The sequence below is a fragment of the Gordonia sp. JH63 genome, from assembly GCF_009856645.1.
GTDB classification, from domain to species: domain Bacteria; phylum Actinomycetota; class Actinomycetes; order Mycobacteriales; family Mycobacteriaceae; genus Gordonia; species Gordonia hongkongensis.
This window is the reverse complement of the sequence record NZ_CP047235.1, coordinates 2,894,688-2,909,215: the sequence shown is the minus strand read 5'-3', so window position 1 is coordinate 2,909,215 and position 14,528 is coordinate 2,894,688. Positions and strand designations below refer to the sequence as shown.

14 protein-coding genes and 1 pseudogene are annotated in these 14,528 nt (G+C 67.6%); 6 read left to right on the top strand and 9 right to left on the bottom strand.

Annotated elements, in window-relative coordinates; genetic code table 11:
* Positions 1 to 15 precede the first annotated feature (15 nt).
* On the bottom strand, positions 16 to 1,101 hold the full coding sequence (locus tag GR168_RS13090) for a diacylglycerol kinase (RefSeq protein WP_159370912.1): 1,086 nt from the start codon (positions 1,099 to 1,101) through the stop codon (positions 16 to 18).
* Between the two features lie 135 nt (positions 1,102 to 1,236).
* Here GR168_RS13090 and GR168_RS13085 point away from each other — a divergent pair, with 135 nt between their 5' ends.
* The gene (locus GR168_RS13085) at positions 1,237 to 1,971 is read left to right on the top strand and encodes a glucose 1-dehydrogenase (RefSeq protein ID WP_055475422.1); all 735 of its coding nucleotides are present in this window, start codon (positions 1,237 to 1,239) and stop codon (positions 1,969 to 1,971) included.
* On the opposite strand, the gene GR168_RS13080 is transcribed toward GR168_RS13085, so the two are convergent.
* Positions 1,946 to 2,914: a bile acid:sodium symporter gene (locus GR168_RS13080; RefSeq protein ID WP_238994898.1), complete on the bottom strand. Its 969-nt coding sequence runs from the start codon at positions 2,912 to 2,914 to the stop codon at positions 1,946 to 1,948. The genes GR168_RS13085 and GR168_RS13080 overlap by 26 nt on opposite strands.
* Positions 2,915 to 2,984: 70 nt before the next feature.
* Here GR168_RS13080 and GR168_RS13075 point away from each other — a divergent pair, with 70 nt between their 5' ends.
* The gene (locus GR168_RS13075; protein ID WP_159370911.1) at positions 2,985 to 3,695 is read left to right on the top strand and encodes a CPBP family intramembrane glutamic endopeptidase; all 711 of its coding nucleotides are present in this window, start codon (positions 2,985 to 2,987) and stop codon (positions 3,693 to 3,695) included.
* Positions 3,696 to 4,092: 397 nt separating this feature from the next.
* On the top strand, positions 4,093 to 5,169 hold the full coding sequence (locus GR168_RS13070; RefSeq protein ID WP_159370910.1) for an IS110 family transposase: 1,077 nt from the start codon (positions 4,093 to 4,095) through the stop codon (positions 5,167 to 5,169).
* Positions 5,170 to 5,225: 56 nt separating this feature from the next.
* Here the strand turns inward: GR168_RS13070 and upp are convergent, their stop codons facing one another.
* The 5 genes and pseudogenes from upp to GR168_RS13045 all read right to left on the bottom strand — a co-directional run bounded on the left by upp (position 5,226) and on the right by GR168_RS13045 (position 11,325).
* Positions 5,226 to 5,855, bottom strand: a complete 630-nt coding sequence (gene upp, locus GR168_RS13065) for a uracil phosphoribosyltransferase (RefSeq protein ID WP_068971400.1) — start codon at positions 5,853 to 5,855, stop codon at positions 5,226 to 5,228.
* A 25-nt stretch (positions 5,856 to 5,880) separates the two neighbouring features.
* Positions 5,881 to 7,125, bottom strand: a complete 1,245-nt coding sequence (locus tag GR168_RS13060) for a URC4/urg3 family protein (RefSeq protein WP_159370909.1) — start codon at positions 7,123 to 7,125, stop codon at positions 5,881 to 5,883.
* The gene (locus tag GR168_RS13055) at positions 7,125 to 8,372 is read right to left on the bottom strand and encodes a GTP cyclohydrolase II (protein ID WP_159370908.1); all 1,248 of its coding nucleotides are present in this window, start codon (positions 8,370 to 8,372) and stop codon (positions 7,125 to 7,127) included. Before GR168_RS13055 ends, GR168_RS13060 begins: the two co-directional genes overlap by 1 nt.
* A gap of 168 nt (positions 8,373 to 8,540) precedes the next feature.
* A pseudogene (katG, locus tag GR168_RS13050) lies at positions 8,541 to 10,784 on the bottom strand (catalase/peroxidase HPI).
* Positions 10,785 to 10,866: 82 nt separating this feature from the next.
* Positions 10,867 to 11,325, bottom strand: a complete 459-nt coding sequence (locus GR168_RS13045) for a Fur family transcriptional regulator (protein WP_203235852.1) — start codon at positions 11,323 to 11,325, stop codon at positions 10,867 to 10,869.
* Between the two features lie 127 nt (positions 11,326 to 11,452).
* On the opposite strand from GR168_RS13045, the gene GR168_RS13040 reads away from it, so the two are divergent.
* Positions 11,453 to 12,370 (top strand): hypothetical protein, encoded by a 918-nt coding sequence (locus GR168_RS13040; RefSeq protein WP_159371924.1) that lies wholly within the window; start codon positions 11,453 to 11,455, stop codon positions 12,368 to 12,370.
* Positions 12,371 to 12,424: 54 nt separating this feature from the next.
* On the opposite strand, the gene GR168_RS13035 is transcribed toward GR168_RS13040, so the two are convergent.
* Together GR168_RS13035 and GR168_RS13030 are read right to left on the bottom strand one after the other, a co-directional pair.
* Entirely contained in the window at positions 12,425 to 12,838 is a 414-nt protein-coding gene (locus GR168_RS13035) for a hypothetical protein (RefSeq protein WP_058253497.1), read from the bottom strand.
* A gap of 87 nt (positions 12,839 to 12,925) precedes the next feature.
* Positions 12,926 to 13,486 (bottom strand): GXWXG domain-containing protein, encoded by a 561-nt coding sequence (locus tag GR168_RS13030; protein WP_159370906.1) that lies wholly within the window; start codon positions 13,484 to 13,486, stop codon positions 12,926 to 12,928.
* 121 nt (positions 13,487 to 13,607) lie between these two features.
* Between GR168_RS13030 and GR168_RS13025 the strand changes: the two genes are divergently transcribed.
* Both GR168_RS13025 and GR168_RS13020 read left to right on the top strand, forming a co-directional pair.
* On the top strand, positions 13,608 to 14,039 hold the full coding sequence (locus tag GR168_RS13025) for a PPOX class F420-dependent oxidoreductase (RefSeq protein WP_068970454.1): 432 nt from the start codon (positions 13,608 to 13,610) through the stop codon (positions 14,037 to 14,039).
* A 51-nt stretch (positions 14,040 to 14,090) separates the two neighbouring features.
* Entirely contained in the window at positions 14,091 to 14,528 is a 438-nt protein-coding gene (locus GR168_RS13020) for a VOC family protein (protein ID WP_058253494.1), read from the top strand.

The following is a 14,528-nucleotide window of genomic DNA, read 5'->3' as shown; positions in this document are numbered from 1 at the left end:
TGGGCGCGGAGCCGCCTACCCGCCGGTTGAGCCTGTCGAAACCCCCGGGCCCGTCACCAGCGGAAGGTCGAGTGTGGTGCGAAGTCCCGCGGGCCCGTCGACCACCGCGGGAATGGCGTTCACGATCCGGCCGGCCGCGGCGACGATGGCGGCGTGGTTGTGGTCACCCTTGCGGCTCGTCGGCATGATGTCGACGGTGTACGACGGTTCGCCGGTGATCTCGACGCGGTAGCACCCGCCGGGCTGAGCCGGCTGCGCCCAGTCCGGCCGCAGGTCACCTCGAAGCCGCGTCACGTGCTCGATGACGATCACGGGTTCCCCGGCCACCTTGCCGATGATCTCGAAACGCACGGCCGCGCGGGTGCCCGCAGCGATGTGACCGGCCGCGATGTCGAAATCCTCCGGCGCAGGCTCGCTTTCGGAGATCTCCTCGATGTCGTCGACGGTGACGCCGAGACCGGCGGCGAGTTGCCGGATAGTCGTGCCCCATGCCAACCCCAGTACCCCCGGCAGGAACAGCATGGGGGTCTCGTCGAGCGGTTTGCCGAAGCCCATGACGTCGAACATGACGGTCGCCCCGTCATAGGTCGCGTAGTCGGCGATCTCCATGCAGCGCACCTGCTCGATGTGCTGGCAGGTGCCCGCGAAGACGAACGGGATGAGGTCGTTGGCGAATCCGGGATCGACGCCGGTCACGAACAGGCTGGCGCCGCTGCCCGCGGTGGTTTCGTCGATCTTGGCGATCGCCTTCGCGGGCATGACGTCCCAGGGGTACTGGAGCGTGTTCGGGGAGGACCCGACGACGTCGATCCCGGCGGCGAGGATGCGCAGCACATCGTCGAAGGCCTCGACGGGACGCGTGTCACCCATGGCGCAGTACACGACACAGTCCGGCTTCGTCGCGATCACCTCGTCGAGGTCGCCCACCGCCAGGACTCCGGTGGGTGTCTCCAGCCCGGCGAGCGTCGCGGCGTCGACACCGACTTTTTCAGGGGTGGACACGCAGACGGCCACGAGTTCGAGCCGCGGGTCCTCGATCAGCTGGGTGAGGCACAACCGGCCGACGTTGCCGGTTCCGACGAGAGCTACCCGGAAGGACATGGCGTGGAACTCCTTGTGTTCGATCGGCGCCGGTGGGGCGTGGTGTACACCTGTCCGGACGTTTGTCTGTTCAGTAGACCATTTTTCGGTGGAACCTGTTCTATTTTCGCGCTCGTCGCGGTAGCGTTGCCGCCCATGGGACGCGTAGACGACAAGGTTGCAGTGATCACCGGTGGTTCGCGGGGCATGGGCGCCGAGCACGCCCGGGCCCTCGTGGCCGAGGGGGCGAAGGTGGTGATCGGCGACATCCTCGACGACGAGGGCAAGGCGCTGGCCGCCGAACTGGGGGACGCGGCGCGCTACGTCCACCTCGATGTCACCTCGCCCGAGGACTGGCAGACGACGGTGTCCACCGCGGTAGACGAGTTCGGCAAGGTCAACGTCCTGGTGAACAATGCCGGCATCGTGAACGGTTCGACGATCCAGAAGTTCCGGCTGGACAAGTGGAAGCAGATCCTGGACGTGAACCTGACGGGCACGTTCCTCGGAATCCAGGCGGTCGCGGACCTGATGATCGACGCCGGCGGTGGCTCGATCATCAACGTCTCGTCGGTGGAGGGCCTGCGCGGAAGTCCCTGGGCGCACGGCTATGTCGCGAGCAAGTGGGGCGTGCGTGGTCTGGCGAAATCGGTTGCGCTCGAACTGGCTCCGCACAACGTGCGGGTGAACTCCATCCACCCGGGTCTCATCCGGACGCCGATGACCGAGGGGATCCCCGACGACATGGTGACCGTGCCGATGGGCCGGGCCGCGGAGTCACGCGAGGTGTCGACCTTCGTGGTGTTCCTGGCCAGCGACGAGTCCTCGTACGCGACCGGTGCCGAGTTCGTGATGGACGGCGGCCTCAGCGCCGACGTGCCACACAAGTGAACGCCCACACCAGGACGACCATCCCGATCAGTTCGACGAGTGTCTGCGTGATCACCGTCGCCGCGGCCAGTTCCGCCCCGACCGGCAGCGCCAGCGCGAGTGGCAGGACGACGAGCGAGTTGCGGGTGGCTCCGGAGAAGACGACCGCCGTCGACGGCTCCGGGGCCAGGCGGAACATGTGTGCCACCGCGACACCGGCCGCCACCATGATCGCGAGGAACGCGGCGTAGACCGGGATCACCCCGGCGATGTCGGCAAAACGCGAACCGACCAGGCTTACCTGGGAACTCACGGCGACGAAGAGTACGGCCACCATGAGCGGGACCATCGTCATCGTGGCGCCGACCGAGGCTCGACGACCCGCCTCGGATCGTTCCGTCCACGCCTGGGTGAGCCACGCCAGTGCCAGCGGGCAGAGGATGAGGACAGCGAACGCCCAGAGGAACGGCTCCGGCTCGATCACCGACCGTCCGTCACCGAGCAGCAGCACCAAGTACAGCGGTGTCAGCAGCATCTGGGCAAGGAGCAGCAGCGGCGTCGCGGCAAGGAGTCGTCGGGCGTCCCCGCCGCCGAGTCCGGCGAATACGACGACGTAGTCGACGCACGGACACAGCAGCACCAGTAGCGCGCCGAGACGGATCGCGTCGTCGGCGGGCAGCGCTGAGGACAACACGGCCACCAGAAGAGGCGCCACGACGAAGTTCAGGAACAGCACCGCGACCAGGAACCGCCGGTCCCGCAGCGATTCCAGGAGATCGGACCGGCGGATCTGCAGAAAGGTGACATAGAGCAGCGCGGCGAGCAGCGGCGTGATCGCCGACTCGAGGCCCTCGGCGGGACCGGGTGCGGCCAGTCCCGCACACAGTCCGGCGACTATCGCGCCGAGGTAGAGGGCGACCTGGTGACGTTCGAGGCGGTCGACGACAGTCGCGGGTCTTGGCACCGAATCATTCTGCGACACCGCGGCCGCGTTCACCGACACCGCCACGGCGCGGTACGGCAGACTCGACCGGGTGATCACCCCGTCCCGGCGCACCGACGTCGCGCTACTGGTCGTGGTGATCGTGTTCCTCGTCGCGGTGAACATCGGTGCGCATCTCGCGGACGGCCCGCTGTCGGTGGCGATCGTCCCGGTTGCCGCCGTCGTGGCCGTGGGCATCGCCCGCCTCGCCGGCCTCGCCTGGCGGGACCTCGGCCTGAGCCGTGCGGAACTGCGCGCCGGCATCCCGGTCGCCGTGGCCGCGGTCCTCGTGGTCGCGGCCGTGGTCTCGACAGCGGTCGCGATCCCGGCGACGCGTGAGTTCTTCCTGTCCGACCGCTACGACGATACCTCCGAGGCCCTCCTGGCGGCGTTCGTGATCATTCCGCTGCAGACCGTTCTCCCGGAGGAGGTCTTGTTCCGCGGTGTGCTGCAAGGGGTTCTGGGCCGGTTGTTCACCCCGTTGACGACGCTGGTCGTCGGTGCGATCGCCTTCGGTCTGTGGCACATCCTGTCCTCGACCGGTCTCACCGCGGGCAACGAAGGCCTGAGCGGCGTGCTGGGTGCCGGGACGGTTGCACAGATCGCCGGCATCACAGGCGCGGTCGTGGCAACCGGGGCCGCGGGTTTCGTGCTCGGGTGGTTGCGGCAACGCACCACGAGCCTCCTCGCACCGATCGCCTTGCACTGGGCACTGAACGCCACCGGGGCGATCGGTGCCGCGGTGGCCTGGCAGGTGTCGTAGACCGAACACCGCTGGTATGCGCGCAGCAGCACCACGAACCATGCTCCCTAATCCGAAAGAAGCCCATAACCCCTGCTCCCTGAGGTGTGAGGAGCGCAAGCGACGAGCCTCGAAGGGCCTGGTGAGACGTGTTGCTACACCCTTCGTGGCAGTGAGAATGGGTGTGGGTGGTTGACCGGGTTTGGGTCTGACTTACTTCGTGGCTGACGGTGCTGTCATGGGCGAGATGTGTCGGCCCAGAACTTCGGTCGATCACCTGCACCAAGTGACCTTGAGGGCCGGGGCGGGTGTGACCTGATTAGGACCCTGTCTGGCTGGTAGGCCGTGACTCTTCACTGTCCTGTCCACCCGCCCCGGTGAGGTCATCCCACACCGCAGTGAAGGAGACATCGCCAGAATGGCTGAGACAGCAGTGACCACGCAAGTGGTCGTACTCGGAGTCGACACCCATCAACAGACCCATCACGCCGCGATCGTCGCCACCGACGGCCGCCCGCTGGCCGATCGCGAGTTCCCGACCACCACCGCCGGCTACACCCAGTTGTGGCAGTGGGCGTGTGGCTTCGGCCGCGTCGAGGATGCCGCGGTGGAATCGAGCGCCTCCTATGGGGCCGGGTTGACCCGCATGCTCACCGCTGAAGGGGTGCGAGTGATCGAGGTCAACACCCCCGATCTGCCGCGCCGCTACGCCCACGGTAAGACCGATCAACTCGATGCCTACGCCGCGGCGATGGCAGTCATCACCGGCCGCGCCACCGCGGTGGCCAAAGACACCCGAGGCGCGGTCGAATCTGTTCGGATGCTCACCGTGGCAAGGGCTTCGGCCGTCGCAGAGGCCACCCGGATCGGTAACCAGATCCGTGACCTGTGTACCACCGCGCCGGCCGAGTTCGCCGATGACGCGCGCCAGGCACGCACCATCGCCAAGCGGGCAGCGTTCATCACAGACTTGCCGGTACCGGCCGAGAAAGCTGATCTGTCCGCGCCGGCCGCGGCGTTCGTGCGCGCGGCGCGGTCGCTGCTCGACCGACACCGACTCGCCCAACAAGAAGTCCGGTCCTTGGCCCGCGAACTGCAGCGACTGTTGGTGAAGGTGGTGCCGACCTTGTTGTCGCGCCCGCAGATCGGGCCGATCACCGCCGCACGCCTGGTGATCACCGCCGGTGACAACGTCGAGCGGATGGGCACCGAGGCACGGTTCGCCAAACTCGTCGGCGCCGCACCGTTACCGGCATCCTCAGGCAAAACCAGCCGCCACCGACTCAACCGGGGCGGGGACCGGCAAGCCAACAGCGCTCTGCACATGATCGCGGTCGGACGCATGAAATCCCACGCCCCCACCCGCGCCTACGTCGAACGCCGCTCCGCCGAACACAAAACGAAGAAAGACATCCTCCGCTGCCTCAAGCGATACATCGCCCGCGAAGTGTTCCGCGACCTCACCACCGACCTCGGAGCACTTGACAAGCTATAGGACCCTCTCGCTTCGCTCGCACCTCAGGGAGCAGGGTTCCTTCCTGCTCCTCGAGATCACGCGGTTCCGAAGATGCGATCGCCGGCGTCACCGAGTCCGGGGCGGATGAAGCCGTTGTCGTCGAGTTCGCGGTCGACCGCCGCGGTGAAGATCGGCACGTCGGGGTGTGAGCGATGCAGGACCTCGATGCCCTCCGGGCAGGCGAGCAGGCAGACGAACTTGATGGACTTCGGACCGTACTCCCTGATCCGGTCGATCGCGGCGACCGCCGAATGCCCGGTCGCCAGAAGCGGATCTACGATCACGACATCACGCTCGGACAGCTCCGACGGCATCTTGAAGTAGTACTCGACGACGACCATGGTCTTCGGGTCGCGGTAGAGGCCGATGTGTCCGACGCGCGCGCCGGGAACCACGGTCAGCATGCCGTCGGCGATACCGGCGCCGGCCCGCAGGACAGCGGCGAACACCAGCTTCTTGCCGTCGATGACCCGGGCGGTGGTGGTCTCGAGCGGTGTGTCGATGGTGATCTCGTGCATCGGGATGTCGCGCAGGACGTCGTACGCCATCAGGATCGAGATCTCGTCGAGCAGGCGGCGGAAGTCGTTGGTCGACGTCTCCTTGCGACGCATCAGGGTCAGTTTGTGTTGGACCAGCGGATGGTCGATGACGGCGACGCTGCCCATGGGTTCCTCTCGGTCGGTGGTCGGCTCAGAAGACGGTGCCGGTACTGCGTATCGTCAACGGCGGCAACCCATCGCGAAGTCGGCTCGCGAGCACGCGGCCGGCCGCCCACGTGCCACCCTCGAGCACGCAGGCCAGGGGCATCGAGGCCGGATCGGCGTCGAGGCGATCGCGCACGAGGTCGGCGATCTCGTCGAGAAGGGCGACGGTGAGCGCCCGCCATTCGACGACGAGCTCGTCGCCGACCTCCCACTCCCGCCCCGCCCAGGCCTCCTCACGCAGCGCGAGCACACCCGAGTCGAGGAGAAGGCCACCGTTGCGGTATTCGGGGAGGCCGGTCAGCTCGTCGAGTCCGGTCACCTGGACACCGGCCCAGCGAAACGGTTCGAGAAGCGAATAGGTCAGCCACTGCGACAGTTTGTGGAACGGCACCCAGCCGGCGGTGAGGCCCGGGCCGACGACGGCGTCGTGATGCCAGCAGTCGCCCAGTGGGTGGGTGTCGATCGTGTTGTCCGACGGCCAGATCGGGCCCAGATACTCGAGTACCCCGCTCAGGATGTCGACCGCGGGCACCTCCGCACGACCACCGCGGGTGAGGTGATCGAACAGGCCGCCCGGCCGGGCGTCCGGACCGAAGATCTCGGGGCGGCTCGACAACACCTCGCCCAGGCGGCGCAGGAGATCGACCCGCCCGGGCAGGCCCGTGAGCGGGTTGTCGGGACCCACCTGGAAGGCCGCGCCGAGAGTGTCCGCCGTGACGCGGCCCAGACCGGTGGCGTCGACCCGCAGGGGATCGGCCGGGTCGCTCGAGAACACCCCCTCGCAGAACGCCACCCAGCTCGCGACGCCGAGCCCCTCGGAACGGGTGAGAACCAGGTCGCTCGACCGTTCCCGAAACGACCACTCGGGTCCCGCGCCGGCATCGAGGAGGACGCTGACCAGCACGACGTCTATGAGCGCGCGGGTTCGCTCCGCCGAGCCGGCCGGGGGCAAGGCGGCGTCGAGAGCGCCGAGGCGGTCGATACCGCCTGCCTCGAAATGTCGCCACCTGCTGTGAAAAGGGATGTCTCCGTCGGGATATCGCAACCGAGTCGTTTCCACGACGATGTCAGCTGCCGCGTCCCGCGCATCGTCGTGGACGATGAACCACGACGATTCGCCGGCCCGCGCCCGTTCGAGGAGTTGTCGCGACCGGCTCCGGACGGTGGCGGTGGAGCGCAGCAGCCGGGCGGCCTGTGAGGCGGAGAGTTCCACCTCTGGTGCTCCGGTCATCACAACCCCCGGCCCTTGACCTGACGCAGCTGTTCGGCATCGGGCACGGGTCCGGGCGTGAAGTAACCGGCAGCCATTTTCGCGTCGATCTCGACGCGGGCGTCGGCGGGGATCAGTTCGTCGGGGATGTTGACCCGTTCGCCGACCTCGATACCCGAGCCGGTGATGGCGTCGTACTTCATGTTCGACATCGACACCAGGTGATGGATCTTGGTGATGCCGAACCAGTGCAGGACGTCGGGCATGAGCTCCTGGAACCGCATGTCCTGTACGCCCGCAACGCATTCGGTGCGGGCGAAGTACTGGTCCGCGGTGTCACCGCCGAGTTGGCGTTTACGGGCGTTGTACACCAGGAACTTGGTGACCTCGCCGAGGGCGCGTCCCTCTTTGCGGGAGTAGGCGACCAAGCCGACGCCGCCGCGCTGGGTGCCGCGGATGCACTCCTCGATTGCATGCGTCAGATATGGGCGGCACGTACAGATGTCGGAGCCGAACACGTCGGAGCCGTTGCACTCGTCGTGCACCCGTGCGGTGAGTTCCACCGAGGGGTCGGCGAGGTCGCGGGCGTTGCCGAAGATGTAGACCGTCTGCCCGCCGATCGGCGGGAGGAACACCTCGAGATCCGACCGCGTGACGAGTTCGGGATACATGCCGCCGGTCTCCTCGAACAACACCCGGCGCAGCTCGGCCTCGGAGCAGCCGAACCGCTCGGCGACGCCGGGAAGATGCCACACCGGTTCCACGGCCGCCTTGGTGACCAGAGCCGCGCCACTCGGCAGCAGAACCTCACCGTCGGGGACCAGACGGCCCTTCTCAATCGCCTCGGCGATCTCGGGAAGGATGACGTGCGCCTTGGTCACCGCGATGGTCGGCCGGATGTCGTAACCGCGAGCGATCTCGTCGGGGAAACTCTCGGCGACTGTCGCACCCCAAGGATCCAGCGAGACGATCGCGCGCGGATTGCCCCACTGTGGATACGGTCCGATGTGGTCGGTGGGCGAGGTGTTGGTGAGATCGGCTCGGTGCTCTCGTGCAAGGGCGCCGGCGGCGACGGCCAGTGCGCGATAGACGCTGTAGGAGCCGCTGTGGGTGCCGATGACATTGCGATGCGCACGTGTGCCCGTCGTCCCGATGACGGGACCGCGTTCCGCCGCGGTGGCCGCCCCCCAGTGGATGGGCGGAGCGTCGACCCCGCCGCTATGTGAGGTCAGTCGGATATGGCCCAGGGACCTGTGTTCGCCGGACATCGTCGTCGTCCTCACCTTCGTCTCGAGGCGGTCACCCGCCACGGAGGGAAAGCGCCAGCATAGTTCCGGAAGTCCCTGTGCGCCGGGTGATGCGAAACGCCACGGCGGCGGCACCCCACGAAGGGTGCCGCCGCCGCATCTGATCGGTTCGACGATGAACCGATTTGCTCAGAGTTCGAACCGGTCCAGGTTCATCACCTTGTCCCAGGCCGCGACGAAGTCGTTCACGAACTTCTCCGCTGCGTCGTCGGCTGCATAGACCTCGGCCAGGGCGCGCAACTGTGAGTTCGACGTGAACGCCAGATCGGCGCGAGTGCCGGTCCAGGTCTGCTCGCCGGTGGCGCGATCGCGCCCGACGTACAGGTTCTCGTCTTCCGACGCCGACCAGGCTGTCGACATGTCCAGCAGATTCACGAAGAAGTCGTTCGTGAGGACGCCGGGACGGTCGGTCAGGACGCCGGCCGCCGAGCCGCCGAAGTTGTTGCCCAGCACCCGGAGGCCACCCACCAGCACCGTCATCTCGGGGGCGCTGAGGGTCAGCAGCGATGCCTTGTCGACGAGGGTGAACTCGGCCGGAAGGCCACTGGTCTTGCCGACGTAGTTGCGGAACCCGTCGGCGGTGGGCTCGAGATGTGCCATCGAATCGGCGTCCGTCTCGTCCTGGGTGGCGTCGGTACGTCCAGGGGTGAACGGTACCGTGATCTCGACTCCGGCATCCCGCGCCGCCTTCTCGACTGCTGCCGTGCCGCCGAGGACCACGAGGTCGGCGAAGGAGACCTTCGCGCCGGCCTCGCCGGTGAACGCACCCCGGATGCCTTCGAGGGTGCGGATCACGGTGGCCAACTCGTCGGGCTCGTTGACCTCCCAGGATGCCTGCGGCTGCAGGCGGATCCGGCCGCCGTTGGCGCCGCCGCGCTTGTCGCTGCCACGGAAGCTCGACGCCGCCGCCCACCCGGTCTTCACGAGTTGCGCCACAGTCAGTCCCGAGTCGAGGAGCGTCGCCTTCAAGGCTGCCACGTCGGCATCGGTGACAAGTGGGCCCTCGTGCGCCGGGACATTGTCCTGCCACAGGTACGTCTCGGTCGGAACAAGCGGACCCCGATACCGGACGGCGGGTCCCATGTCGCGGTGCAGGAGCTTGAACCAGGCCTTGGCGAACTCGTGCGCCAGTTCCTCGGGGTGATCGAGCCACCGCCGGGTGATCTTCTCGAAACCGGGGTCGTAGCGCATCGCGAGGTCGGTGGTCAGCATCGACGGGTGGGTCTTCTCGTCGCCGAATGCCGTGGGGACGGTACCGGTCCCGGCGCCGTCCTTCGGACGCCACTGGTTGGCTCCGGCCGGACTCTTGTAGAGCTCCCACTCGTAGCCGTAGAGAGTCTCGAGGAAAGCGTTGTCCCAGCGGGTCGGGGTCGGATTCCAGATCACCTCGAGGCCGCTGGTGATCGTGTCCGCGCCTTTGCCGGAGCCGTGCGAGCTGGTCCAGCCGAGACCGGCGTCCTCGACGGCGGCGGCCTCGGGTTCGGGACCCACCAGGCCGGCGTCACCGGCGCCGTGGGTCTTGCCGAAGGTGTGGCCCCCGACGATCAGAGCCGCGGTCTCGACGTCGTTCATCGCCATCCGCGCGAACGTCTCGCGGATGTCGACCGCGGACGCGAGGATGTCCGGATTGCCGTTCGGTCCTTCCGGATTCACATAGATGAGCCCCATTTGCACTGCCGCAAGCGGTGTCTCGAGTTCGCGGTCGCCCGAGTACCGCTGATCGGCCAGCCACTCGAGTTCGGGGCCCCAGTACACCTCGTCGGGCTCCCACTCGTCCACGCGCCCGAAGGCGAAGCCGGCGGTGGTGAACCCCATCGACTCCAGGGCGACGTTCCCGGCGAAGACCAGGAGGTCGGCCCAGGACAATGCCGTGCCGTACTTCTTCTTGATCGGCCACAGTAGGCGGCGCGCCTTGTCCAGGTTGGCGTTGTCCGGCCAGCTGTTGAGCGGGGCGAATCGCTGCATCCCGGCTCCGGCACCACCGCGTCCGTCCTGCACCCGGTAGGTACCCGCGGCATGCCAGGACATGCGGACGAACAGGCCTCCGTAATGGCCGAAGTCGGCGGGCCACCAGTCCTACGAATCGGTCATCAGGGCGGTCAGGTCGGCGCGTAACGCCTCGACGTCGAGATCCGCGAGGGCCGAGTCGTAGTCGAAGTCGGCGTCCATCGGATTCGCGACGTCCGGATTGTGCTGAAGCACCTTGAGATTCAGCTGGTTCGGCCACCAGTCGCGGTTGCCGCCGCCCTGGGTGGGCGGCGTGAGCCGACCGTGCGCGACCGGGCAACCGCCCGCGGCGGGCTCGGTGTTCGCCTCGGCAATGGGGGGATGTTCCTTCGCGTCGCGGACGGGCTCGTGGTCTTGCTGCGCCATGCGGGGTTTCCTTTCGGGCACGGTGAGAACTGCGATCGCCGGGTCGGTGATCGCAGGGGAGGGAGGCGTCGTGGTCGGGGGTCTATCGGTCGGGGCAAGCGCCCGGAGCGGGTCGGTTGGGTTCGGGGATGCAGTCGGGGCAATGACCCCAATAGATGACCTCGGCTTCGTCGATGACGAAACCCCGGTCGTCGGACGGGGTCAGGCACGGGGCCTCGCCGACTGCGCAGTCGACGTCCCCGATGGATCCGCATGTACGGCATATCACGTGGTGATGGTTGTCCCCGACGCGTGACTCATATCGAGACACGTGGCCGGACGGCTGGATGCGTCGCACCAGACCGGCCGAAGTCAGTACGCCCAGAACGTCGTACACCGTTTGCTGCGAGACCTCCGGCAACCGTTCGCGAGCGGTTCGGAGGACCTCGTCGGTGTCCGCATGAGGATGTGCTCGGACGGCTTGCATGACCGCGACGCGCGGGCGGGTCACCCGCAGTCCGGCGGCGCGCAGGTGCCGGGCGCAGTCCTCGTCGGTGAGCATGGTGACCATCGTGCAGTCTTATCTGGAATGATTCAAGTTAAGAAGGCGAAGTGAGGTGGCCGTCACGGGCGCCGTCGTAGTATCTGCTCATGCGGACAGCGACGCCGACCACCGCTCGGGCAGCCCTATGACCCCGTACGACGAGATCGTCGACGAGCTGTACGGTCTGGCGCCGGCGGCGTTCGTGACACGCCGGAACGAACTCGCTCGGGAGCTCAAAGCGAACGGCGACCGTGACCTGGCGGGGCGGATCGCGAAGTTGCGGCGGCCCACGCAAGCTGCGTGGGCCATCAATCAGTGGGTTCGCGCGCACCCGGACGACAGCGCCCTCATCGCTGGGTTGGCGTCGGATTTGACTGCGGCCCAGCGCCGCTCGGCTGTCGACAAGATGAAGACGTTGTCGCGACGCCGTCAGGATCTGATCAACGATTCGGTGACCGCGGTCGCCGCCACGGCCGCAGATCTGCGAGTGACGCTGGGAGACAGTACCATTCGCGAGGTCACGCAGACATTGCGAGCCGCGGTGGCCGACCCGGAAGTGCTCGAGCAGGTGTTGCGGGGAAACCTCACCGCATCCGCCGAATACAGCGGCTTCGGGCCCGCCGGCGTGTTCGTCGTCCCGGAGCCGTTGCAGGAACCAGTCGCGGACGAGTCCGAGGCAAGCGGCGCGGACGCAGACGGTGCCGACGAAGAGGGTGCCGACAGGGATGACGCCGACGACTCGGACCACACAGCGTCTGACGAAGCGGAGCGTCGTCGACGAGACCTCGAAGCCCGACTGGCCGAGGCCGAGACAGGGGAGCGAACGGCCCGATCCGACCTCGACGCCGCCTCCCGAACTGTGGACGGGGCTTCGTCGGAGGTCGACGAGATCGTCCGGCGGGCTCAGGAGTTGCGGGCCGAGCTGGCTCGTTGCGAAGAATCGCTGCGGTTCGCGCGGCAACGACTCTCGACTGCGGAACAGGGCCGGGCCGAGGCGCGGATCGCGCTCCGTGAAGCCGTCGCGGCCACCAATGAGATCCGCTCGGCGCTCGCCGAGCTGTGAGCCGACGAAGGGGTCGAACCCGAAGTCTCCACCATGGTTGCCCGTCGCCCACGGTCAGCGTGTCAAGTGAAAACGCAGCAGCTCGGTGGTGCCGTTCAGCGCGCGGCCCCAATAGCCGCCCCGGCCGTCGGCTCGGAGCTCGTCACGCACGAATCCCACGGCGGTTCCCGAGTAGTCGACGACGATGACCGGTGCACCGTCCTGCACGGAACGCCCGGGGTACACCGCACCGGGGAAGGCCCACCCGATCGCGGTGTTGTTGACGACCCGCGAACCCGTGAAGTTCTTGCCGAACCACACCGTGTCGGCGATCGGGGCGCTGGTGACGTCGCCGCGGTAATACCCGGACGGCATCGGCGGTGCAGCCTGGGCGGTCCCGGGTGCGGCCAGTGTCACGGCGCCCGCGAGGGCGACCGCGGCGACCGCGACGGCACCCCGGCGGAGGTGGGCGGTGGGTGAGGTGTCCATCTACCCATTGAACGCCTCCGCCGGCTCGCCGGCTCGTGGTTCGTCGGCGCCGTCCTCGCGGCACCGAGGATCGGTGGCCGACGAGGATCAGTGGCCGACGAGTCGGAGTGAGTCGTCGCGGCGGAGCACGAAGAAGTACGGCTTCGGCGACCCCTTCAGGTCCATGGCACCCAGGACAGCTTCATCGGAGATCCGGTGGAAGACGTCGTTGATCGGCAGCTGGTCGTACGACATGGTCGCGGTGTCCGTGCCGCGGTACCGGGTGGTGCGCAGCCGGGCACGTGCTCGTCGGGTCTGACTGAGAAGGCGGGTCGCGGCGATCGGCGTCCCCAACGACAACGACTTGACTCCGGGCGCCTTCTCGGCGATCCCCAGTCCGCCGAAAGCGATCGCCGGATTCATGGCCCACAGCGCCGAACCGTCGCGGGTCGGGAAGAGCAGGGGGTGGACGGTCTCGGCGTCGACGAATTGCTTGCCCCACCAGCCGCTGGCCGCGAGGAAGCCGTCCAACGGGTGGTCGGTGGGCAGCTCGGCGCCACGCCAGGTGCCGATCATGAAGTCCGGTTCGACCGCGGGGGCGGAGTCGAACAGGTCGAGGGCCTCGGCGGTCGTCGTCGGCGTGGTGGTCAGGATCTCGCGCACATGCATGTCGACGATCGTACGTGTAAAGACACAAGATCTGAAGAATGTCGCAATGGATCGCGGAGCCACGCCCCGGGGTGTGCGGCCCGTCCGGAATAGCCTGTACGTACGCCGGGTTGCCGCAGGCATGAACCAACCCGCGTATGACCCTCGTGATCTTCTCGCCGAAGGCGGAGTCGGCGTCCTCGCCACGATCAAGTCCTCGGGACTACCACAGCTGTCCCCGGTGACCCCTTTCTACGACCGCGACGCCGGGACCATCTACGTCTCGATGGCCGAGGGCCGGGCCAAGACCGCCAACCTCCGACGCGATCCGCGCGCCGCGTTGGAGATCACCGGGCCCGATCGCTACACGTGGGCGACCGCCGAGGGCACTGTGACGTTGATCGGCCCGGGCACCGAACCGGACGGGCCCGAGGTCGAGGCGCTCGTCGACTACTACCGCAAGGCGGCAGGCGAGCACCCGGACTGGGACGAATACCGCAGGGTCATGGTCGCCGATCGCCGCGTCCTGATGGTCATGTCCGTGGACCGGGTGTACGGCGAACGTCTGCGCTGATTTTCACGATCGAGGACCCGGGTTGTCCTCGTCGTGTCGCACAGTGGACGCATGACAACCGACTTTCAACTGACCTTCGACTGTGGTGACCCGGCTGCGCTGTCCGCATTCTGGGCCGAGGTGCTCGGTTACCGGCTCCAGGACCCGCCTACCGGATTCGACAGCTGGGAGGCGGCGCTCGACGCATTCGGGGTGCCTCCGGAGCGTCGGAACGACGCCTCGGCCGTGATCGACCCGGAGGAGCGCAGGCCACGGTTGTTCTTCCAACGCGTACCCGAGGGCAAGACGGCGAAGAACCGGGTGCACCTCGACGTCCGTGCTGCCCCTGGTCTGAGTGGCGACGACCGGATGCGCGCCCTCGAGGCCGAAGCCGACCGGCTCGTCGGACTCGGTGCGACCCGGGGCGAACGACACGACCCCGCACCTCCGCTCGGCGAGGGGCACATCGTGATGCGCGACCCCGAGGGCAACGAGTTCTGTCTGGACTAG

Excerpts from the sequence above, each read along its gene's own strand:
- GR168_RS13090 (WP_159370912.1), bottom strand. The coding sequence starts at position 1,101 with ATGTCCTTCCGGGTAGCTCTCGTCGGAACCGGCAACGTCGGCCGGTTG.
- GR168_RS13085 (WP_055475422.1), top strand. The coding sequence starts at position 1,237 with ATGGGACGCGTAGACGACAAGGTTGCAGTGATCACCGGTGGTTCGCGG.
- GR168_RS13070 (WP_159370910.1), top strand. The coding sequence starts at position 4,093 with ATGGCTGAGACAGCAGTGACCACGCAAGTGGTCGTACTCGGAGTCGAC.
- upp (WP_068971400.1), bottom strand. The coding sequence starts at position 5,855 with ATGGGCAGCGTCGCCGTCATCGACCATCCGCTGGTCCAACACAAACTG.
- GR168_RS13060 (WP_159370909.1), bottom strand. The coding sequence starts at position 7,125 with ATGACCGGAGCACCAGAGGTGGAACTCTCCGCCTCACAGGCCGCCCGG.
- GR168_RS13055 (WP_159370908.1), bottom strand. The coding sequence starts at position 8,372 with ATGTCCGGCGAACACAGGTCCCTGGGCCATATCCGACTGACCTCACAT.
- GR168_RS13045 (WP_203235852.1), bottom strand. The coding sequence starts at position 11,325 with ATGCTCACCGACGAGGACTGCGCCCGGCACCTGCGCGCCGCCGGACTG.
- GR168_RS13040 (WP_159371924.1), top strand. The coding sequence starts at position 11,453 with ATGACCCCGTACGACGAGATCGTCGACGAGCTGTACGGTCTGGCGCCG.
- GR168_RS13035 (WP_058253497.1), bottom strand. The coding sequence starts at position 12,838 with ATGGACACCTCACCCACCGCCCACCTCCGCCGGGGTGCCGTCGCGGTC.
- GR168_RS13030 (WP_159370906.1), bottom strand. The coding sequence starts at position 13,486 with ATGCATGTGCGCGAGATCCTGACCACCACGCCGACGACGACCGCCGAG.
- GR168_RS13025 (WP_068970454.1), top strand. The coding sequence starts at position 13,608 with ATGAACCAACCCGCGTATGACCCTCGTGATCTTCTCGCCGAAGGCGGA.
- GR168_RS13020 (WP_058253494.1), top strand. The coding sequence starts at position 14,091 with ATGACAACCGACTTTCAACTGACCTTCGACTGTGGTGACCCGGCTGCG.